The organism is Intrasporangium sp. (genome assembly GCF_039812505.1).
Classification (GTDB): domain Bacteria; phylum Actinomycetota; class Actinomycetes; order Actinomycetales; family Dermatophilaceae; genus Intrasporangium_A.
Map to the genome: position 1 here is coordinate 1 of NZ_JBDIAQ010000032.1, position 20,644 is coordinate 20,644.

Genomic DNA, 20,644 nt, shown 5'->3' on the forward strand with positions numbered 1-20,644 from the left:
CATCACCCCAGCGTGACCGCACACGATCACCGAGGCCAGCCCCGCACCTCGGCGGTCAGAGGCGAAGCCTCGTTAGTGATTCCGGTGGCCGGGCGGGGTCCGATGGTGCGGCGGCACGACGGCCCGCCCGGCCCGACAGGTCAGTGCTCCGCGTGCGCCTTCTCGGTCTCGTGCTCCAGGACCTTGCCCGTCCTCGCGTCGATCTCCAGCTCGTGCCTGACCGGGCCGGTGGTGATGACGTTGGCTTCCCAGATGACGGCGCCGTGCGAGTCGTCCAGCTCGAGCTCGACGACCCGCCCGCCGGAGACGGTGCGCGCCGCCGTCCGCAGGGCCTCGCTGTAGGACACGTCGGCTCGGTCCAGCCGGTCGTGGGCCTTGGCGACCTTGGCTGCGCTGTGGTCGGGGCGGTTGGCGATGACCTTGTTCTTCACCGCATCGACATGCACCTCATGGACCGCCGCCCTGGTGACGACGTCGAGCTCCCAGACGACGGTGCCCGAGCTGCGCTCGAGCTCGATCGACAGGATCCGCCCCGACGGGAGGGCAGTGCGGGCCGACGCTGCCGCGGCCTGTGGGGTGACCGTTACGGCGGCGAGGAGGTCGGCACCGGGCGTCTTCGGCGCGGACCCGGGTGAGGTCGATGAGGAGGGGGAGGCCGAAGGCTGGGTCGCGGTCCCCGTCGGCCGGGTGGTGGGCGCGGTCGTCCCTTCCGCAGCGTCGGGCTGGGTCGACTGCGCAGGGGTGACAGTGGTCTCCGGAACCCCCACGCCACATGCCGTCAGCAGGCCGGCCAAGGCCAGGCCACCGACCACCGTGGCCATGCGACGGCGGCGGGTCTTCGTTGTCGTTGTCGTCATCGGAGTGCTCCCTTCGTGACCCCGTCCGTCCGGTCGGGGACGGTCCCACTGTGCGACAGACGTGCTGAAGCAACCCTGAAGGCTGTCCGGGCGCGCTTCAGCCACGCTTCAGGTCGGCCGTGACATGCTCGACGGGTGCGGGTGCTTGTCGTCGAGGACGAACGTCGTCTCGCCATGGCGCTGCAGCGTGGGCTGCGCGCCGAGGGGTTCGACGTGGACGTGGCCCTCGACGGGACGCTCGGGCTGGCCATGGCCCTCGAGGGCGGCTACGACGTGATCGTGCTCGACATCATGCTGCCGGGCCTCAACGGCTATCGGGTCTGCGCGAGGCTGCGGGCGGCCGGTGACCTGACACCGATCCTGATGCTGACCGCCAAGGACGGCGAGTACGACGAGGCCGAGGCGCTGGACACCGGTGCGGACGACTACCTGACCAAGCCCTTCTCCTACCTGGTGCTCGTCGCCCGGCTCCGGGCCCTGTTGCGCCGCAGCGGCCGCACCGGCGGCCAGCCCATCGGTGTCGGGGACCTGACGATCCTCCCCGCCGCTCATCGTTGCCTTCGCGGTGACGACGAGATCACGCTGACACCAAGGGAGTTCGCGATCCTCAAGTTGCTGGCCGAGCGGCCGGGAGAGGTCGTCACGAAGCCGCAGATCATCGACGAGGTGTGGGACCAGGCCGACGAGGTGGACCTCAACGTCGTGGAGGTCCACGTCAGTGCGCTGCGCCGCAAGATCGACGCCCCCTACCAGCGGCGCAGCATCGAGACCGTCCGCGGAGTGGGCTATCGGTTGGTCGCCGATGCGCCCTAGGCTGCCTCCCACCTCGGTGCGCGCCCGGGTGACCGTCGGCGCCATCCTCGTGGTGGGGCTCGCCCTGCTGGCCGTGGGTGTCGTGGTCGTCACGGTCGTCCGCGACGGGATGGTCGGCGGTGTCGAGGCGTCGGCGCAGGCCAAGGCCCGCAGTGTCGCCACCCTCGCCGCGGCCGGCCAGCTCCCGCCCCTGCTGGAGGTGGACTCGCTGGATAGCACGCTCCTGCAGGTCGTCGATGCGGACGGACACGTGGTCGCCGCGTCGGCGCAGCTGGCCGGCCTCGGTCCGCTCGCCGGTGCCGGGCCGCCACCGGCGGCGCCCACCGCGCAGACCCTGGGGATCGTGCTGCCCGGCGAGCCGGCGCGCACCTTCCAGGTGGTCACCCTGCGCGCCGCGACACCGACCGGGCCGGTGACGACGTATGCCGCCGTGTCCCTCGAGGATGTCGACCGGGCACTGGCGTCGCTGACCTCGCTGCTGACGGTCGGGCTGGCGACCGCGCTCGTGGTGATCGGCCTGGTCACCTGGTTCGTCGTGGGCCGGGCTCTGGGCCCGGTCGAGGCGATCCGAGCCGAGGTCGACCGGATCAGCAGCACCGACCTCGGACGCCGGGTCCCCGTGCCGGACTCGCGCGACGAGATCACCCGGCTCGCGCTGACGATGAACCGGACGCTCGACCGGCTCGAGCAGTCGGTCGAGCGCCAGCGCCAGTTCGTCGCCGATGCCTCCCACGAGATCCGCAGTCCCGTTGCGTCCCTGCGCACCCAGCTCGAGGTGGCGCTGGCACACCCCGAGATCGCCGACTGGGCCGACGTCGCCGAAGGCGTCCTGGCCGACACGGAGCGGTTGCAGGCCCTGGTGGGCGACCTGCTGGTGCTGGCCCGGCTCGACGCCGGCGAGGGCGGGGAGCGCAGCGCGGTCGACCTCGGCACCCTGGTCGACGAGGTCGTCTCACGTCGCCCGCACTCGCAGGTGCCGATCGAGACGACTTGCCCAGCTGGGGTTCTCGTGACCGCGAACGGAGCACAGCTGACGCAGGTGCTGGACAACCTGCTCGACAACGCCCAGCGCCACGCCCGCACCTTCATCCGGGTGGCGGTCTGGTCCGGTCCGGGATCGACGGGTGAGGTCGGGTCGGCGGGTGCCGCCGCCCCGCGGGCCTGCGGACACATCGAGGTCCGCAACGACGGGCCGCCCGTCCCGCCCGGTGACCGGGAGCGGATCTTCCGCCGCTTCGTCCGGCTCGACGAGGCCCGGGCGCGCGATGCGGGCGGTAGCGGCCTTGGCCTGCCGATCGCCCGCGAGATCGTCCGGGCGCACGGCGGGGACCTCACCGTGGTCGACGCAGGCGACGAGTCCCGCTTCCTGGTGACCCTGCCGGCGGCGACCTGACCGGCCGGAGGCTCCTGCTCTGGTCCCGCCTGACGATCGTTGTCCGTCACGACGGCTGACGGCCGTTCCGCACCATCCGCTCCCGGCATGGGGCCGAGGCTCAGGACGCACAGTCGACTGCGACTGCGAGAGCATCGCAGATCTCCCGCATCCGGGCCTCGGCCACCCGTCCCAGGCGCTCGACAAGGATCGCGGTCGAGACGGTTTCGACCGAGTCGAGGTTGACCACCGAGCGCAGGGGCACCGGGTCGTCACCGGGTTCGAGCACAACCTCGCTGGGGCGGTCTCGGATGGTGGTCGTGCACGGGGCGACGAGTGCGCGGCGATGGCGGGGAATGACGGCATCACGAGACAGGACGACGACGGGTCGACGGCCGATCGCCGCCATCTCGCACCACCACACCTCCCCACGCGCAGGCAGCTCGGTCACGAGGCCGCAACCGCCCGTCGGAACGAGGCCAGGTCCCCCCACGCGTCCGGCTCGTCGAGCGGGTGTGCGTCGTACGCGGCGTAGCCAGCGTCCACTTCGGCTGCGCGATGGCGAGCCAGCAGGGCGGCGAGTGCCTCGTCGACAAGCGCGGAGTCCCGCTTCCCGGAAGCCCGCCGGGCGCTCTCGAGGAGCTCGGTGTCCACAGTGGTGCTCAGGCGTGTGCGACTCATGCCACGATCATGCTACGAGGCGCCGACTCCACGCTGGCGTCAGCAGCGGATCGGGTGTGCGTCGGGATTGTGGTGTCGGGCCCGAGAATCTCGTCGGGGCCTGATTGGTGAAGGGTGCGTCAGTAATCACGTGATGGGCCGACCTGCACAAACCCCGTCGAACGACACGACCATGACTCACACCCGCAGCGGATCGAGTGGGCATAAACGGTTGGAACGCTGTCGCCGTGGCCATCTACGCTCGACGGGACATGCGAGACTTCCCGCCCCCCGTCGGCGCCTACGTCGAACGGACCGCCGACCAGCCGGACACCCGATCACCCCGGGCGTTCCTGCGTTGGGTCATCGGTCAGCAGGGCAGCGTCTTCTGGTGGGGTCTGCTCGCTGCCCTCATGTGGATGGCACCGCAGACCCTCGGCCCGTGGGTCGTCGGCCGAGCCATCGACACCGGCATCGTCACCGGGGATGCCGGTGCAACGGCACGGTGGGTGCTGCTGCTGGCCGTCGTCACCGTGATCGGCGCCGTCTCCGGGATCGTGCTGCACACCTTCATCGTCAAGGAGTGGCTCATCGCCCTCTACGGCACGACCAAGCTGGTCACCCGCAAGGCCCTGCAGCTCGGCCATGTCCTGACCCGGCGCACCCCCACCGGGGAGGTCCTGTCGGTCTCGGGCAGCGACGGCGACCAGTTCGGCGCGCTGATGGAGATCACGACCCGCGCCGTCGCGCAGCTGGTCGCCTACCTGGTCGTGGCGACCATCGTGCTGCAGACCTCCGCCCGTATGGGCCTGCTCGTCCTGGTCGCCGCGCCGCTGCTCGTCGTGCTCGGTATGCCGCTGCTGCGCCCGATGCAGCGCTGGCAGGGTGTCGAACGGTCCCGCAACTCCGAGCTCACCTCGATGGCGACCGACATCGTCGGCGGCCTGCGGATCCTGCGCGGGATCGGCGGTGAGCAGACCTTCGGCGGCAACTACGCCGCCCAGTCCCAACGCGTCCGCAGTGCGGGCGTCGCGGCCGGGCGGTGGCAGGCGGCGGTCGAGTCGGTGGGCGTCCTGCTCTCCGGTGGGTTCGTCGTCGCGCTGCTCTGGTCGGGCACCCGCGAGGTGGCCCAGGGGCGCCTCACGGTAGGGGAGTTCGTCAGCTTCCTCGGCTACGGGCTGTTCCTCGTCCAGCCGATGCGCACCTTCGTCGAGTTCGCCCAGAAGTGGACCCGCTCGCTCGTCTCGGCCCGCAAGGCAATCGCCGTCCTCGAGCAGCAGCCCCCCTGGCCGCACCCGGACGTCCCGGAGCACCTGCCCCACCACGCGGTGATCCACGACCAGGCGTCCGGGGCGACGATCCACCCCGGTCGGCTGACCATGGTCGTCTCGTCGGTGACCGACGACTGCGCCGCGCTCGCCGACCGGATCGGCCGGTACCTGCCCGCCGAGGCGGGCGCCCGGGTCAGCGACGAGATACCGGAGGAGCTGGTGGGCCGAGCGGCTCGCCGGGAGAGCCGGGCCCGGGCCAGGGCTCGGGCCGAGCAGGCGCGCCGCGACGAGACCCGGGCCCGCCGCCCCTGGGGGGTCACCGTAGGTGGCGTCGACCTCTCCCGGGTCGAGCTCGACGAGGTCCGCAGCCGCATCCTGGTGAGCGACCCCACCCCGCAGGTCTTCGCCGGCACCCTCCGCGAGGCGATCGACCCACGTGGCACGCTCACCCGAGGCGCTGCCGAGCAGGCGCTGTACACCGCGGCGGCCGACGACGTCTTCGACGCGCTCCCCGGCGGCTGGCAGGGCCGCCTCGACGAGCGGGGCCGCGGGCTCTCCGGCGGTCAGCGGCAGCGGCTGGTGCTGATGCGAGCCCTGGCCGCCGACCCGGAGGTCCTCGTCCTGGTCGAGCCGACGAGTGCGGTCGACGCCCACACCGAGGCCCGGATCGCCGAACGGATCGGCCAGCACCGCCGGGGGCGCACCACGGTGGTCATGACGGCCAGCCCGCTGCTGCTGCACCACGCCGACGAGGTCATCCTCGTCGAGGCCGGCCGGGCCACCGCGCGCGGCCGGCACACCGACCTGCTCGCCGGCTCGGCGGCATACCGCTCGGTCGTGGTCCGGGACGAGGCACACGCGGCCGGATCTCCCCAGTCCGCACCGGCGGCCGATCCCGGTCGGGCACCCCGGCCCGCACCTCGTGAGCCCCACGGCCCGGGCGAGCTGCACGAGCCGCTCACCCCCCGACCCGAGGAGTGGTGAGCGATGAGCCGTGTCGAGATCGCCGACGTGTCCCCGCTGCCGCCCGTGCTCGCCCGCGCCTCCGCGTCCACCTGGGACACCACCACCCCCCGCGAGAGCGTCCCGGACCAGCTGCGGCCGCCACGCCACGCGACGCCGCGCCAGCGAGCCCGGGCGCTGCGCACCCGGCACCTGCTGCGGGAGCGGCGGGCCGGGGAGTTCGTGGCCGCGACCATGCACCCCGAGCACGGCCTGCCGATCGCGCAGGAGCGCCAGGTCGTCTCGTTCGTCGGCGGGCTGCTGCGGGACCGGCGCGGCTGGGTCGCCGTCGTCGTGCTCGCCAACGTGCTCGCCGCCACGGCCGGGCTGCTCGTGCCGCGCTTCCTCGGGATGCTCGTCGACCAGACGGTCGCGCACCTGCACGACCACCGGACGGGTGCCGCCCTGGCCGGGGCGAACGCGATGGCGCTGCTCGTGGCCGGGCTCGTCGTCCTGCAGGCGTGTTTCACCTTCGCGGCCAAGGCCTCGGCGGCGGTCCTCGGTCAGGGTGTGCTGGCCGCGGCCCGCGAGTACGTCGTCCGGGCGATCCTCCGGCTGCCCCTGGGCAGGGTCGAGTCGGCCGGCTCGGGCGACCTGGTGACCCGCGTCACCCGCGACGTCGGCACGATGAGCGAGTCGGTGCGGTGGGCCCTGCCGGAGTCGATCGTCGCCTCGGTCAGCGTGGTGTTGACGATCGTCGCGATGGTGGCGAACTCCTGGGTGCTCGCGCTGCCGTCGATCGTGCTGATGACGGTCGCCCTGGTCCAGGTGCGGCGCTACCTCACGCGGGCGCCCCGAGGCTACCTCACCGAAGGCGGCACGTACTCCCGGATCAACACCACCCTGACCGAGACCGTCGAGGGCGTGCGCACCGTCGAGGCCCTGCGGCTGGGCGGGCACCGGCTCGAACGGGGCGACCTCGACATCGAGCTGTCCGCCCAGGCCGAGCGCTACACCCTCACGCTGCGCAACCTGCTCTTCGCGGTCATGGACCTCGCGTTCGGCATGCCCCGGGTCCTGGTGCTGCTGCTCGGCGCGCTCGGCTACGCGAGCGGCTGGGCGAGCCTGGGCCAGGTCACCACCGCGGTCCTCTACACCGAGGTGCTGTGGGGTCCGTTCGACATGCTCGTCTCCACTCTCGACCGGGTCCAGGTCGGCATGGCCTCGACGACGCGCCTGCTCGGCATCGCCACCGTCCCGCCCGACCGTGCGGCGGGACCCGACGAGCCCACGGGTGTCGAGCTGCTGGGTCGCGACCTGCGCTACGCCTACCGCGAGGGTCACGACGTGCTCCACGGCATCGACCTGCACCTGCGCCCGGGCGAGCGGCTCGCCATCGTCGGCCCGTCCGGCTCGGGCAAGTCGACCCTGGGCCGGCTCATGGCCGGGATCCACGGTCCGCGCACCGGCTCGGTCACCGTGGGCGGTGTCGAGCTGACCCGGCTGTCGCTGGCCCGGCTGCGGAGCGAGGTCGCCCTCGTCACGCAGGAGCACCACGTCTTCATCGGCACCCTGCGCGACAATGTCGCGCTCGCCCGCGAGGGTGCCGACGACGCCGAGGTCCTCGCCGCCCTGCGGGAGGTCGAGGCGGACGAATGGGTCGCGCGCCTGCCCGGCGGCCTCGACACGAGGGTCGGTTCCGGCAACCTCGCGCTCGCCCCGGGGCGCGCCCAGCAGGTCGCCCTGGCCAGGCTGATCCTGGCCGACCCGCACACCGTCGTGCTCGACGAGGCGACCTCGCTCATCGACCCGCGGACGGCCCGTCACCTCGAGGGCTCGATGAGCGGGCTGCTGGCCGGTCGCACGGTCGTGGCGATCGCGCACCGGTTGCACACCGCGCACGACGCCGACCGGATCGCGGTGGTCGTCGACGGACGGATCGTCGAGCTCGGCAGCCACGAGCAGCTCGTCTCCCGGCAGGGGGAGTACGCCGCGCTCTGGCGGGCCTGGACGAGCTGACCCGACGCCGGTGGCGGCCCGTCCCGCCGGCAGGTTCGGGAGACCGGGAGTGGCAGGTCGGCGCAGGAGGGTACATGGTGGGCAGGGACGCGCCCCGACGATCCCGTCGGCACGTCCGTCCCGCAAGCCCCACACATCGAACACCGGAGGTTGAGAATGTCCATCGCATCGCGCGTGGCCAACGTGATGAGTTCCATCGAGGAGATGTCGGGGCTCGACGGCGTGTCCCAGCCGATCGTCGACTGGGTCGGCAAGGCGGTCCGTCCGGCCATCGTGCGCAACACCCTGAGCGGGGAGGTGATCGGCCATCCGCTGCACCCGCTCCTGACGGACGTGCCGATCGGCGCGTGGACCATGGCCGGCCTGCTCGACGTGGTCGGCGGCAGCTCGAGCGAACGAGCGGCCGACATCCTCGTCGCCACCGGGATCGTCTCGGCCCTGCCGACGGCGGCCAGCGGCCTGAACGACTGGTCCGACACCTACGGCCCGGAGACCCGGGTCGGCCTCGTCCACGCCGGCGCGGTCACCTCCGCCCTGGTGCTCTACACCCTGTCGGCACGCTGCCGGGCCCGGGGGAACAGGACGCGGGGCAAGGTGCTCGGCATGGTCGGTATGGGCGCGCTGCTGGCCGGGGGGTACCTCGGCGGTCACCTCAGCTTCGGCAAGGGCGTCAACGTCAACCGGGTCGCCTGGGAGGAGGGTCCCGGGGACTGGGTCGCGGTCCTGCCCGAGGCCGAGCTCGGCGACGGCGAGCACCGCAAGGTGGACGCCGACGGCACCGCCGTGCTCCTGTACCGGTCGGGCAGCGAGATCTGGGCCCTGTCCAACACCTGCTCCCACATGGGCGGGCCATTGGACGAGGGCACCTTCGCCGACGGCTGCGTCACCTGCCCGTGGCACGGGAGCATCTTCCAGCTCCGCGACGGTGAGATCCGGCGCGGCCCGGCCACCGCTCGGCAGCCCTCCTACGAGACCCGTGTCAACGACGGCCAGATCGAGGTCCGTCATGTCGGCTGAGCCGGGGGTCACGGCCGGCAACCCAGGACCCCGCCCCGACCCGGCCGGCGGCGGGCCCTGACCGAGATGTGCTGATCGGGCCCGGATCGCGGCGTGTGCCCGTATCGTCGGTGGTGGAGGTTGGGCGCCGGGGGGGCGAACAGCAGGCCAGAGAGTATGCCGCCGAGCCGGCTTGCGACCGGGCAGCACCGTCGGGAGCAGGGCTCGGCCGGGCACTGGCTGCGGGGCGCCCACCCTCCGCCAAGCCGACGTCGTGTGAGCCTGCACCGCCCGGGTGGCCGGCTGGGCGCCGGGACCCGGCTGGTCCGGTGGCCCCGCGGTCGTACGGGCGCCCGGCTCAGCCGAGTCGGACCGTCGCCGAGGCGAGCAGGATCCCGACGGCGAGGGCCAGCAGGACCAGCACGTCGACTCCCTTGTTGCGCACGGCGATCCCGCCGGCACGCGAGCGGGTCGCCACTGCCCTGATGAGCGCGGCCGCGGCGAAGCCGCCCGCCATCACCTGCCCGCCCAGCCGCACCTGTCCGAGCCAGAACAGGACCAGCCCGGCACCGACCGCGGCGGCGACGAGCCACCACGGCCCGAGGCGGCCGAAGCCGCTCCCGCCCACGGTCATCCAACGAGGCGCGCAGCAGCGGCCTGCTCGGCGGAGGCGACGATGTTGGTCAGCAGCATCGCCCTGGTCATCGGTCCGACCCCGCCCGGGTTGGGAGCGACCCAGCCGGCCACCTGCGTCACGTCGGCGGCGACGTCGCCGGCGATCCTGCCCTCGATCCGGCTCACGCCGACGTCGAGTACCGCGGCCCCGGGCTTGACCATGTCGGCGGTGATCATGTTCGGCACGCCGGCGGCGGCCACGACGATGTCGGCCCGGGCCACCTCGGCAGCCAGGTCCTTGGTGCCGGTGTGGCACAGCGTCACCGTGGCGTTCTCGGACCGGCGGGTCAGGACCAGCCCCAGCGGCCGCCCGACGGTCAGGCCACGCCCGACGACGGTGACCCGGGCCCCGGCGATCGGTACCTCGAAGCGACGCAGCAGCTCGACGATGCCCATCGGCGTGCAGGGCAGCGGAGCCGGCCTGCCCAGGACGAGCCAGCCCAGGTTCATCGGGTGCAGGCCGTCGACGTCCTTGGCCGGGTCCACTCGGGAGAGCAGGGCCAGCTCGTCCAGACCGGTCGGCTGCTGGACCAGGAAGCCGGTGCAGGCCGGGTCGGCGTTCAGCTCGTCGATGGCGGCCTCCACCTCGCCCTGAGTCGCCGTGGCCGGAAGCTCGTGGCGGATGCTGGTGATGCCGAGCTCGGCGCAGTCCCGGTGCTTCGCGGCGACGTACCACCGGCTCCCGGGATCGTCGCCGACCAGTACGGTGCCCAGGCCCGGGACGATCCCGTGCTCCTCGAGGGCCGCGACCCGCACCTTCAGCTCCGTCTTGATAGCGGTCAGGGTGGCCTTGCCGTCGAGGATCCGTGCCGTCACGGCGCCCAGTCTCCCACGTCGGACGCTCGACACCTGCCGCCCCCACGGTTGCCGGCCCCACGGCCCCGGCACGCCTTCGACAAGTCGGCAGCGTGTCTCCCGAGCATGCAGGTCGTGACGTGAGCCGCCCCTGGCGCAGGCCATCGCGTACGCCGCTCACTGCCCTCCCAGCGTCACGCGGGCATAGCTCGCCGACCAAGGGCGCACCTGCTCGAGCGCACCACAGGCCGCGACGGCGTCCGAGTCGGCGCCGAGCCGTCCGACGACCTGCAACCCGACGGGCAGCCCGTCGGCCAGCCCGGCCGGCACCGACGCGGCCGGGTGGCCCGAGAAGTTCAGCGGGAACGCGAGGGTCCAGCCGATGCCCGGGTCCACGCGGATGCCCTCGACCTGGTTCGGCCCCAGGGTCTGGCCGCGCTCGGGGGCGTTGGGCACGGGCAGGCAGGCGACCGTCGGTGTCACGAGCAGGTCGTGCGAGGTAAGAAGGACTGGACGAAGTCGAACACCTCGGTCCGGGCCACCTGCAACGCCTCGAAGTCGCGGACCGTCATGCGGGTCGCCTCGTCGACGTAACGCAGCAGCTGGCCCGGCAGCTGGTCCCGATGGGCAGCGAGCAGGTCGATCCCGTCGACGGCCAGCCGGTCGAGGACGAACAGGTTACGCGGTGCCACGAGACGGCACCACAGCTCGCCGATCTGGAACTGGTCCCGGGGCAGCGGGGTTCCGACCTGCTCGACGACCGCGCCGGCCTGCTCGAGCGCGGCGACCGCCGAGTCGACGACCTCCCGCACCCGCGGTTCGACCGGGAAGCCGCCGAAGTCGGGGCTGTAGGCGACCCGCAGCCCGTTGATGCCCCGCTGGTGCGCGTCGATGTCGTCGAACCGGTCGCTGCGGGCATAAGGGTCGCGAGGGTCCGGGCCGGAAAGCACCGCCAGCATGGTGCCGAGGTCCTCGGCGCTGCGGGTCAGCACGCCCTCGAAGCCGAACGGGTTGGTCCCGCCGAACGCGTTCGGGCGGGGGACGACCGGCACTCGTCCCCACGACTGCTTGAAGCCGACGACCCCGCACCACGCGGCCGGGATGCGCACCGAGCCGCCCACGTCGGTGCCCTCGGCGAACGGGAGCATCCCGCTGGCCACGGCCGCAGCTGCACCGCCTGACGAGCCCCCGGCATTGCGGCCCAGGTCGAACGGGGTGCTCGTCGGGCCGAAGAGCGGGTTGTCCGTCGTGCCACGGAAGCCGAGGACCGGGGCATTCGTCTTGCCGATGATGATCGCCCCGGCCGCCTCCATCCGCTGCGCCCAGACGCACGTCGCGTCGACCGTATGGTCGCGCAGGGCCGGTATGCCGCCGAGCGTCGCCGGCCAGCCCGGCTTGAACTCGAACAGGTCCTTGATCGCGGTCGGCACCCCGTGCAGCGGGCCGAGCTCCCGGCCCAGGGCCACCTGCTGGTCCGCCTCGGCAGCCCGTGTCATGGCCTCGTCAAAAGCCTTGTGCACCAAGGCATTCACCGCCGGGTTGACTCGCTCGACCCGCTCGATGGTTGCCTGCATCACCTCCGTCGGTGACACCTCCCGGTCCCGGATCGCCCGGGCGACCTCAGTGGCCGACGTGGTGGCAAGGTCCAGGCTGTCCACCCGGCCACTGTCCCACGGCCGGCCGGCGAGCCCCCGCTGCGTGGAGGATCGCCCACGTCTGCCCAACGGATCATGTCGGTGAGCGCGGCGATGACGACGAGAGTGGCACCCCCAGCGAGGGACGGCAGCCATCGGGACGCCCGGCTGTCCTTGGCACGGGACAGGTCGGCCACGCCGAACGCGATGAGGGCGACCGAGACCCACGTCATGCCAGCTCACCCAGCAGGCGCATCGTCTCCATGGCCACGCCGATCCCGTCCCGTCGCACGCGTTGTGACACGGCTGACGAGGTGATCCCCTCGCGGTCGGCGATCTCGCGTTGGGTCAGGCCGGCCAGCCGTCCTGCGAGGAGCCTGCCGGACACCACCGACAACGATCCGACGATCTGGTCCAGGCCGAGCAGGGCGGCGTTGACGGCGCTCCCCAGGGAGGGCTCATCGCTGGAGCGATAGATGGTGCGCGTCGTGCGGAGGGCAGGCCTCACGGCCAGCGACTCGGCGGCCTCGATGGCCTCGCGGGCGGCCCAGTAGCCGGGACCGTCATGAATGCCCCGTTGTGCGTCGAGCACCTGTATCGCGCCGCGCCCCAGCCCGAACCGCACATCGTGGGGCCGCAGCCCCGCCCGGATGTGGAACGAGGCCACCAGCGCGTCCCCCAGCGTGCGATAGACCCCCTGGAACTCATCCCCGGCGGTGACGACAGCCGGATCGAGGACCGGGTGCTCACGGTTGACGAGCTCGAGGGTGCCCACGATCGTGTTGTGCAGCGACTGTCGGTCCCTGGCCCGCCGCGACTCGACGATGTCACCGATGAGAACGCCCCATGTGAAGGCATGTGCTTCATACCTTTCATCTGAAAATCATACCTAAAGTGAACGGCAGTAGGCCACCGTCCGTCGACTCGTCGACCGAGTCGGGGGTTGTAGCGGAACGCGCCCAAGGCGAGGACGGGCCTCGGGTGCCGCGAGGATGCCGCGCTATTGCCAGCGCTACCATCTCTGAACACCTGGCCCGAGTCCGGCACGGTGCTCTACACCAGCGGACAGATCCTCCGGGAGTACCTGGCCGTCGCCACTCGTCCCCTGGCCCAGAACGGGCTCGGGATGGAGCAGTCAGCGGCGGTTGCCAATGTGCGTGCGCTCCGGACCCGCCTGCACCTGCTGGACGAGGACCACAAGGTCGGTGATCGTCTTTTGGAGCTGCTGGACGCCGTCGACTGTGCAGGTAAACAGGTCCATGACGCCAAGGTGGTCGCGACCATGCTCGTGCATGGGATCAGAACCCTTGTCACCCTCAACGTCGGTGACTTCGCGAGATTCAACGGTCACGTCGAGGTGGTCGGTCTCAGGTCGTAGTCGCGGGCGGGAGCCCGCGGACGACGAGCGGTTGGTCACCTTCGCTCGCTTTACGGTATGCCGCTCAGCCCGCTTGTTCGAGTCCCTTCGCGTGGGACCGTCGGGACCGGCGAGTCACGGGCCATGGACGAGGCGCTTCGGTTCGTGCTCGACCTTTGAGAGACGCGGTGCCCTCACTCATCGAGGACGGGCTGCCGTGCTCGTCGAGTTCGACGTTGCGGACGTCGTCCGTCGAGCCGTCGATGTCCACCGCGGACCTGTCCTCGCCGCGACGCGAAGACGCCGGGGCGACCCGGTGCTACACACGCGCGCAGCACCGGGATCCCTGGCAGCCTCGTCGGCCTCGGAGTCAGACCAGCCCGAGCCCCTTGACCGCGTCCCGCTCGTCGGCGAGCTCGGCGACCGAGGCGTCGATCTTGCCCCGGGAGAAGTCGTTGATCTCGAGGCCCTGCACGATCGACCAGGCACCGTCCTTGACCGTGACGGGGAAGGAGGAGATGAGCCCCTCCTGCACGCCGTACGACCCGTCGGAGACGACCGCCATCGAGGTCCAGTCGCCGTCGGCCGTCCCGGTGGCCACCCACGTGCGCGCTGCGTCGATCGTCGCCGACGCGGCGGACGCCGCCGACGAGGCGCCGCGGGCCGCGATGATCGCCGCGCCGCGCTTGGCGACCGTGGGGATGAACTCGTGCTCGATCCAGGCCTGGTCGCCCACCGCCTCGGCGGCGTTACGGCCGCCCACCTCGGCGTGGTAGACGTCGGGGTACTGGGTGGCCGAGTGGTTGCCCCAGATCGTCATCTTCCTGACCTGGGTGACTGGCACCTGCAGCTTGGCGGCGAGCTGGCTGATGGCCCGGTTGTGGTCCAGGCGGGTCAGCGCGGAGAAACGCTCGGTGGGGATGTCAGGCGCGTTGCTCATCGTGATCAGCGCGTTGGTGTTGGCCGGGTTGCCGGTGATGAGCACCTTCACGTCGTCGCTGGCTACCTCGTTCAGGGCCTTGCCCTGCGGGGCGAAGATGCCGCCGTTGGCCTCGAGCAGGTCGCCGCGCTCCATGCCCGGGCCGCGCGGGCGGGCGCCTACCAGCAGCGCGAGGCCGGCTCCGTCGAAGACCTTGGTCGGCTCGTCGCCGATCTCGACGCCGGCCAGCGTCGGGAAGGCGCAGTCGTCGAGCTCCATGACTACGCCCTCGAGCGCCTTCAGCGCGGGGGTGATCTCGAGCAGGCGCAGCTCGACCGGAGTGTCCGGTCCGAAGATCGCGCCGCTCGCGATGCGGAACAGGATGCTGTAGCCGATGTGACCGGCGGCGCCGGTGACGGCCACCTTCACTGGGGTTGTGCTCACGATGGGGGCCCCTCACGAGATGCGGTCTGGACCCTCCTGAAACTATCAGTCGACCGGGGTCGCGCCCGGGGCCGTTCCTGAGGGTCAGTCACTCCCGGACTGCCCGTATGACGTCCACACCGCCCCGCACGTACCAGCCGTGGAAGCTACGTCCTCCGTTTCCCACTTTTTGAGCGGATTTGTTGCACTGTGGCCGATTGATCTAGACTCAGCCCCGCTCGGGGTACCTACAGCGTATTTCCCCGCGGCACGGTGATGAAGGCTCGTTCCTGCTGGGTCCAGCGGGGCTATGCCTGGGACGCGGCGCCAAGCGACCCGCGAAGTGAAGCGAACGGCTGGGAAACGAGGAGGGCAGTGGTTCAGGGGAGTCACCGGCGCGCCCGCGTCATGGGTTTCGTCTGGGCAATCGTCGACGCGGTCGTGTGGGTGCTGGCCATCTACGTGACGCGCCTCATCCTCCTCGGGTTCTCCGTCGGGGTGTTCTCCACCGGCTTGGCCCTGGCTGCCGCCGTCGCCTTCGTCGCCCACCTCGTCATCGGCCACCTGGTCGGACCCTACGCGGCCGGCCACATCCGGCGTTCCTTCGACGAGGTCCTGGCCCTCACCGTCACGGTGCTGCTCAACTCGATCGGGCTGTTCGCCTGGTCGCTCTTCCACGAGGGCATGATCCCGCGCGGGACGGGACCGACCGCCGGCGCCTCCGCCCTGATCGTCATGTTCGCTCTGCGGTTCGCCGTGCGCACCTACCGGGCGCACCGGACGAGAGAGCGGGCGGGCGAGCGACGAGCATTGATCTTCGGCTCCGATGGCGCCGGGCGCCGTCTGCTGCACAACGTCATCCATGACGAGTCCAGCAAGATCACCCCGGTCGGCCTGTTCGAAGACGACCGGAGCAAGCAGCGCATCGAGGGCTACCGGCGGCTCGGCACTCGTCAGAACCTCGCCGCAGTGGCGATGCGGACCGAGGCCGACACCCGGATCATCGCCCTGCCCAACGCGGACTCGGCGCTCCTGCGTGACCTGTCCGAGCGGGCCTCAGAGGCCTGCCTGGAGGCTCTCATCCTCCCGCCGCCGCGCGAGATCATCGGGGGTCGGCCCACGCCGGGCGACCTGCGCCGCAAGCCCGTCCACCTGGACACCTCGATGATCAAGCGGCAGTTGACCGGCAAGCGGATCCTCGTCACCAGCGCGGGTGGCTCGTTCGGCTCCGAGCTGTGCCGGCAGATCGCGCAGTTCGAGCCGGGGCGGCTCATCATGCTCGACCGCGACGAGTCCGGCCTGCAGGCGACCCAGCTGAGCATGACCGGGCACGGCCTGCTCGAAAGCGACGACATCGTGCTGGCCAACATCCGCGACACCGAGGCCCTCACCCATATCTTCGAATGCACCCGGCCCGAGATCGTCTTCCACGCCGCGGCGCTGAAGCACCTCCCGCTTCTTGAGGCATACCCGCTCGAGGCCTGGAAGAACAACGTCCTCGGCACGCTCAACGTCCTCGAGGCGGCAGCCCGGGTCGGCGTCGAGGTCTTCGTCAACATCTCGACGGACAAGGCGGCGAACCCGACCTCGGTCCTCGGCTACAGCAAGCGCGTCGCCAAGCGGCTCACCGCCGGCTTCGCCGCGTGCGACCACGGACGATACGTGTCCGTCCGGCTCGGCAACATCCTCGGCTTGCGCGGATCGGTGGTCCACCTCTTCCGCGAGCAGATCGAGCGCGGGGACCCGGTGACGGTGACCCATCCGGCTGTGAAGCGCTACTTCATGCTCATCCCCGAGGCGTGCCGGCTCGTCCTCGAGGCCGCGACCATCGGCCGCGAGGGCGAGGTGATGGTCCCCGAGATGGAGGACCAGGTCAAGATCGTCGACGTCGCCGAGACGATGATCCGGATGAGTGGCCGCCACGACATCGAGATCACCTTCACCGACCTGCGCGACGGCGAGAATCTCGGCGAGGAGCTCTTTGCACAGGAGGAGGGCCGTCGCAAGACTGAGCACCCGCTCGTCGATAGCGTCGGCGTTCCTCCGATCTCGACGACGCAGGTCACCTCAACATCCTTCCTGAGCCACCACGCCGCTGCGGCGTGGATGGGCGGGGAGGCCACCACAGCCGTGCACCACCAAGCGGTGGCAGGGTGACCCGGCCCATTGTCGTCATCGGCTGCGGGGGGCACGGCAGAGAGGTTCACGACATCATCGAGGCGATCAACGACGCATCCCCGGCGTGGGACTTCTGCGGCTATCTCGATGACGCGCCGGACCCGACCAACGTTGCCCTGGTCAAGGCCCGGGGTTCCGCGGTGCTCGGCGGATCGGCCTGGCTGCACGCTGCCGCACGAGACATTCACTACGTCATCGGAATCGGCTCAGGTGATGTCAGGCAGCGGCTTGACGAGGAGCTGTCCAGCCGAGGCCGAGCAGCGGCCACGCTGGTGCATCCGACCGCGAGCATCGGAACCCAGGGAGAGGTGGGCGAGGGCTCGGTCCTGTGGCCAGGCTCGCGAATGACCACGAACGTCCACGTGGGCCGCCATACGCACATCAACCAAAACGCGACCGTCGGGCATGACTCCGTGCTCGGTGACTATGTGACCGTGAACCCGCTGGCCGCACTGTCCGGTGGGGTGCGAGTCGGCGACCGAGCCATGATCGGAGCGGGGTCGGTGGTCCTTCAATACAGGTCACTCGGTCAGGGTTGCAGCGTCGGCGCAGGCGCGTGTGTTGTCAAAGACGTCCCCACTGAAACAGTCGTCAAGGGAGTCCCAGCCAGATGAACGATCGGATCCATCCGCCAATCCCGGAGGTGCCGAACGGGGTGCGGCTCGCCGTCGTCGGGCTCGGCTATGTCGGGCTGCCGCTCGCGGTCGAGTTCGGCCAGCACGTCGACGTAGTCGGCTTCGACATCAACGAGCGACGGGTCAAGGAACTGCGCGACGGGCATGACCACACTCTCGAGGTCACCGGGGCCGAGCTGGCCGCGGCAACCCGGCTGCGGTTCACCGACGACGAGCGCGACCTGGCCGGCGCGAACGTCTATGTAGTGACGACCCCGACGCCTGTCGACGAGTTCAAGCAGCCCGACCTGTCGCTGGTGCTGTCGGCCACGACCGCGATCGGCCGGGCGCTGCGGCGTGGGGACGTGGTGATCTATGAGTCGACGGTCTATCCGGGCGCGACCGAGGAGCGGTGCGTGCCGGTGCTGGAGGCGGTGTCCGGGCTGACCTTCAACGAAGACTTCTTTGTGGGCTACAGCCCGGAGCGGATCAACCCCGGCGACAAGGAGCACCGCGTCGTCTCGATCGTGAAGGTGACCTCGGGCTCGACCCCTGAGGCAGCGGACTTCGTGGATGCGCTGTATCGGCTTGTCGTGACGGCCGGCACCCACCGGGCGCCGTCGATCAAGGTGGCCGAGGCGGCCAAGGTCATCGAGAACACGCAGCGTGACGTTAACATCGCCCTGGTCAACGAGCTGGCGATGCTGTTCAACAAGTTGGGCATCGACACCGAGGACGTGCTGCTGGCGGCCGGGTCGAAGTGGAACTTCCTGGGCTTCCGGCCGGGCCTGGTCGGCGGGCACTGCATCGGGGTCGACCCGTACTACCTGACCCAGAAGGCGCAGGCGGTCGGCTACCACCCGGAGATCATCCTGGCCGGGCGACGCCTGAATGACGGGATGGGCGGTTATATCGCCGCGCAGCTGGTCAAGCAGATGACCAAGCAGGGCATCCGGGTGCAGGGCGCCCGGGTGCTGGTGCTCGGGCTGACCTTCAAGGAGAACACGCCGGACCTGCGCAACTCCCGGGTTATCGACATCATCGACGAGCTGTCCGACTACGACATCACCGTCCAGGTGATGGACCCATGGGCCGAGCCGGAGGAGGTCCACCGGGCGCACGGGTTCGACCTGGTCACCGACCCCGAGCAGGGCACGTATGACGCGGTCGTCCTCGCCGTGGCGCATCGCCAGTTCGCCGAGCTCGGCGTGCAGCGGCTCCGGTCGTGGGGCCGACCCGACGGCCACGTCCTCTATGACCTGAAGTATGTGCTGAGCCGCACCGAGTCGGATCTGCGGCTATGAGCGGGCGGATCCATCTGTCGTCACCGGACGTCACGGATGCGGAGGAGCGGGCGCTGCTGCGCGCCATACGGTCTGGCTGGGTCGCCCCGCTCGGGCCAGAGGTGGACGCGTTCGAGGCGGAGCTCGGCGCCTACACGGGGCGCTCGCACGTGGTCGCGCTGTCCTCGGGCACGGCCGCGCTGCATCTGGGGTTGCTGTGTCTCGGGGTGGGGCCGGGCGATCTGGTCGTGACCTCGACGATGACGTTCGCGGCGACCGCGAACGCGATCGTGTATGCCGGCGCAGAGCCGGTATTCGTCGACTGCGACCAGACCGGCAACCTGGATCCGGACCTGCTGGCGCAGGTGATGGCCGATCCCGAGATTGGGCCGCGGGTGGCGGCGGTCGTGCCGGTCGACCTGTTCGGCAAGGTCGCCGACCACGAGCGGATCGGTCAGGTCGCCGCCGAGCACCGGGTGCCGGTGCTCTCGGATGCCGCCGAGTCGCTCGGCGCGACCCGGGGCGGGCGCGCGTCGGCCGGGTTCGGTCAGGCCGCGGCCGTGTCGTTCAACGGCAACAAGGTGATGACGACCTCCGGTGGGGGAGCGCTGCTGACCGATGACCCGGTGATCGCCGACCGGGCCCGCTACCTGGCGACCCAGGCGCGTCAACCGGTGCCCCACTACGAGCACGTCGAGGTCGGCTTCAACTACCGTCTCTCGAACCTGCTCGCCGCGCTCGGCCGGGCGCAACTGGCCCGGCTCGTCGAGATGATCGAGCGTCGTCGCGCCCATCGGGACGGCTACCGCCACCTGTTCGCGACCGTGCCCGGGGTAACCCTCTTCGGTGAGCCGGCGGTCACCGACGACGGGACGACCCGGGACAACTTCTGGCTTACATCCATCCTGGTAGACCCGCCTGTTGCCGGTTTCACCCGGGACGAGCTAATCGCGGTGCTGGCGCGAGCCGACATCGAGGCCCGCCCACTGTGGAAGCCTATGCATCTGCAGCCCGTCTTCGCCCAGGTCCGGTCCGTCGTCAGCGGGACGAGCGAGCGGCTCTTCGCGACTGGCCTGTCTCTGCCGAGCGGGTCCGTCCTTGACGAGCAGGACATGGCTCGGGTCCACGACACCATCACCCCGCTGATCGAGGACACCCGTGCGACCGCGTGACAAGCGACGCGGGCGGCTCCGCTATGACACCGTCAAGCGCGGCATTGACGTAACCGTCGCGGCCGTCGGGCTTGTCCTGACCGCCCCGATCCAGATCGTCACCGCCGTCACCGTGCTCGTCGTGCACGGACGGCCCGTCCTCTTCCGGCAGCAACGGCCGGGCAAGGACGAGGTCATCTTCGAGCTGGTCAAGTTCCGCACCATGCGCCTCCCGGACGCCACCCACGTCACCGACGCTGAGCGCCTGACCCGCTTCGGCCAGTTCCTGCGCTCGACCAGCCTCGACGAGTTGCCCTCCCTGTGGAACGTGTTGAAGGGCGACATGAGCCTCGTCGGCCCACGCCCCCTGCTCGTGGAGTACCTACCCCTCTACAGCCCTGAGCAGGCGCGCCGTCACGAGGTCCGACCCGGCATCACTGGTCTTGCCCAGATCAACGGCCGTAACGCCCTGACTTGGGAGGACAAGTTCACCTTGGACATCAAGTATGTCCAGAATCGGCGCCTTTCCGTTGACCTAGAAGTCCTGCTCCGAACCGCAAAATCCGTCTTGCTGCGGGAAGGTATCAACGCTGCAGGTTATGTCACGGTGGGGGGATTCGTCGGCACGCTGGCGCGCGTGATGGAAGAAGGAGCCCAGAGTTGTTGTGAAATAGGTGCCTGTTAA

At 70.8% G+C, this 20,644-nt stretch carries 20 protein-coding genes; 11 read left to right on the forward strand and 9 right to left on the reverse strand.

Annotated elements, in window-relative coordinates; translation table 11 throughout:
- Nucleotides 1-140: 140 nt before the first annotated feature.
- Nucleotides 141-857: a PepSY domain-containing protein gene (locus tag WMI84_RS06515; protein ID WP_347351470.1), complete on the reverse strand. Its 717-nt coding sequence runs from the start codon at nt 855-857 to the stop codon at nt 141-143.
- Nucleotides 858-992: 135 nt separating this feature from the next.
- Here WMI84_RS06515 and WMI84_RS06520 point away from each other — a divergent pair, with 135 nt between their 5' ends.
- Together WMI84_RS06520 and WMI84_RS06525 are read left to right on the forward strand one after the other, a co-directional pair.
- Nucleotides 993-1,670, forward strand: a complete 678-nt coding sequence (locus WMI84_RS06520; protein WP_347351472.1) for a response regulator transcription factor — start codon at nt 993-995, stop codon at nt 1,668-1,670.
- Nucleotides 1,660-3,063, forward strand: a complete 1,404-nt coding sequence (locus WMI84_RS06525) for an ATP-binding protein (RefSeq protein ID WP_347351474.1) — start codon at nt 1,660-1,662, stop codon at nt 3,061-3,063. The genes WMI84_RS06520 and WMI84_RS06525 overlap by 11 nt, the downstream gene beginning before the upstream one ends.
- 100 nt (nt 3,064-3,163) lie before the next feature.
- On the opposite strand, the gene WMI84_RS06530 is transcribed toward WMI84_RS06525, so the two are convergent.
- Together WMI84_RS06530 and WMI84_RS06535 are read right to left on the reverse strand one after the other, a co-directional pair.
- Complete coding sequence (locus WMI84_RS06530; protein ID WP_347351476.1) at nt 3,164-3,535, reverse strand: type II toxin-antitoxin system PemK/MazF family toxin; 372 nt, start codon at nt 3,533-3,535, stop codon at nt 3,164-3,166.
- Nucleotides 3,490-3,723 (reverse strand): antitoxin MazE5, encoded by a 234-nt coding sequence (locus WMI84_RS06535; protein ID WP_347351478.1) that lies wholly within the window; start codon nt 3,721-3,723, stop codon nt 3,490-3,492. Before WMI84_RS06535 ends, WMI84_RS06530 begins: the two co-directional genes overlap by 46 nt.
- 251 nt (nt 3,724-3,974) lie before the next feature.
- Between WMI84_RS06535 and WMI84_RS06540 the strand changes: the two genes are divergently transcribed.
- The 3 genes from WMI84_RS06540 to WMI84_RS06550 all read left to right on the forward strand — a co-directional run bounded on the left by WMI84_RS06540 (nt 3,975) and on the right by WMI84_RS06550 (nt 8,951).
- Nucleotides 3,975-5,957, forward strand: coding sequence for an ABC transporter ATP-binding protein (locus WMI84_RS06540; protein WP_347351480.1), 1,983 nt, complete (start codon nt 3,975-3,977; stop codon nt 5,955-5,957).
- Nucleotides 5,958-5,960: 3 nt separating this feature from the next.
- Nucleotides 5,961-7,934, forward strand: a complete 1,974-nt coding sequence (locus WMI84_RS06545) for an ABC transporter ATP-binding protein (protein WP_347351482.1) — start codon at nt 5,961-5,963, stop codon at nt 7,932-7,934.
- Between the two features lie 156 nt (nt 7,935-8,090).
- Nucleotides 8,091-8,951, forward strand: coding sequence for a Rieske 2Fe-2S domain-containing protein (locus tag WMI84_RS06550; protein WP_347351484.1), 861 nt, complete (start codon nt 8,091-8,093; stop codon nt 8,949-8,951).
- Nucleotides 8,952-9,288: 337 nt separating this feature from the next.
- Here the strand turns inward: WMI84_RS06550 and WMI84_RS06555 are convergent, their stop codons facing one another.
- The 5 genes from WMI84_RS06555 to WMI84_RS06575 all read right to left on the reverse strand — a co-directional run bounded on the left by WMI84_RS06555 (nt 9,289) and on the right by WMI84_RS06575 (nt 12,869).
- Complete coding sequence (locus WMI84_RS06555; protein ID WP_347351486.1) at nt 9,289-9,564, reverse strand: DUF3017 domain-containing protein; 276 nt, start codon at nt 9,562-9,564, stop codon at nt 9,289-9,291.
- A complete protein-coding gene (locus tag WMI84_RS06560) occupies nt 9,561-10,421 on the reverse strand; it encodes a bifunctional methylenetetrahydrofolate dehydrogenase/methenyltetrahydrofolate cyclohydrolase (protein ID WP_347351487.1) in 861 nt (286 codons plus the stop codon). The genes WMI84_RS06555 and WMI84_RS06560 overlap by 4 nt, the downstream gene beginning before the upstream one ends.
- Before the next feature lie 156 nt (nt 10,422-10,577).
- On the reverse strand, nt 10,578-10,883 hold the full coding sequence (locus WMI84_RS06565; protein WP_347351489.1) for an amidase family protein: 306 nt from the start codon (nt 10,881-10,883) through the stop codon (nt 10,578-10,580).
- Complete coding sequence (locus tag WMI84_RS06570; RefSeq protein ID WP_347351491.1) at nt 10,880-12,058, reverse strand: amidase family protein; 1,179 nt, start codon at nt 12,056-12,058, stop codon at nt 10,880-10,882. The genes WMI84_RS06565 and WMI84_RS06570 overlap by 4 nt, the downstream gene beginning before the upstream one ends.
- 205 nt (nt 12,059-12,263) lie before the next feature.
- Complete coding sequence (locus WMI84_RS06575) at nt 12,264-12,869, reverse strand: SatD family protein (protein ID WP_347351515.1); 606 nt, start codon at nt 12,867-12,869, stop codon at nt 12,264-12,266.
- 213 nt (nt 12,870-13,082) lie between these two features.
- Between WMI84_RS06575 and WMI84_RS06580 the strand changes: the two genes are divergently transcribed.
- On the forward strand, nt 13,083-13,412 hold the full coding sequence (locus WMI84_RS06580; RefSeq protein ID WP_347351493.1) for a hypothetical protein: 330 nt from the start codon (nt 13,083-13,085) through the stop codon (nt 13,410-13,412).
- Between the two features lie 349 nt (nt 13,413-13,761).
- On the opposite strand, the gene WMI84_RS06585 is transcribed toward WMI84_RS06580, so the two are convergent.
- Nucleotides 13,762-14,754, reverse strand: coding sequence for a malate dehydrogenase (locus tag WMI84_RS06585; protein WP_347351495.1), 993 nt, complete (start codon nt 14,752-14,754; stop codon nt 13,762-13,764).
- 354 nt (nt 14,755-15,108) lie between these two features.
- On the opposite strand from WMI84_RS06585, the gene WMI84_RS06590 reads away from it, so the two are divergent.
- Genes WMI84_RS06590 through WMI84_RS06610 form a run of 5 tightly spaced genes read left to right on the forward strand, consistent with a single transcriptional unit; the run spans nt 15,109 to nt 20,644 of the window.
- On the forward strand, nt 15,109-16,890 hold the full coding sequence (locus WMI84_RS06590) for a polysaccharide biosynthesis protein (protein WP_347351497.1): 1,782 nt from the start codon (nt 15,109-15,111) through the stop codon (nt 16,888-16,890).
- Complete coding sequence (locus WMI84_RS06595) at nt 16,887-17,525, forward strand: acetyltransferase (RefSeq protein WP_347351498.1); 639 nt, start codon at nt 16,887-16,889, stop codon at nt 17,523-17,525. Before WMI84_RS06590 ends, WMI84_RS06595 begins: the two co-directional genes overlap by 4 nt.
- Nucleotides 17,522-18,829 (forward strand): Vi polysaccharide biosynthesis UDP-N-acetylglucosamine C-6 dehydrogenase TviB, encoded by a 1,308-nt coding sequence (gene tviB, locus WMI84_RS06600; RefSeq protein WP_347351500.1) that lies wholly within the window; start codon nt 17,522-17,524, stop codon nt 18,827-18,829. The genes WMI84_RS06595 and tviB overlap by 4 nt, the downstream gene beginning before the upstream one ends.
- Nucleotides 18,826-19,980 carry an aminotransferase class I/II-fold pyridoxal phosphate-dependent enzyme gene (locus WMI84_RS06605; protein WP_347351502.1) on the forward strand — a complete coding sequence of 385 codons (1,155 nt, stop codon included), beginning with the start codon at nt 18,826-18,828 and terminating at the stop codon, nt 19,978-19,980. Before tviB ends, WMI84_RS06605 begins: the two co-directional genes overlap by 4 nt.
- On the forward strand, nt 19,967-20,644 hold the full coding sequence (locus WMI84_RS06610) for a sugar transferase (RefSeq protein ID WP_347351504.1): 678 nt from the start codon (nt 19,967-19,969) through the stop codon (nt 20,642-20,644). The genes WMI84_RS06605 and WMI84_RS06610 overlap by 14 nt, the downstream gene beginning before the upstream one ends.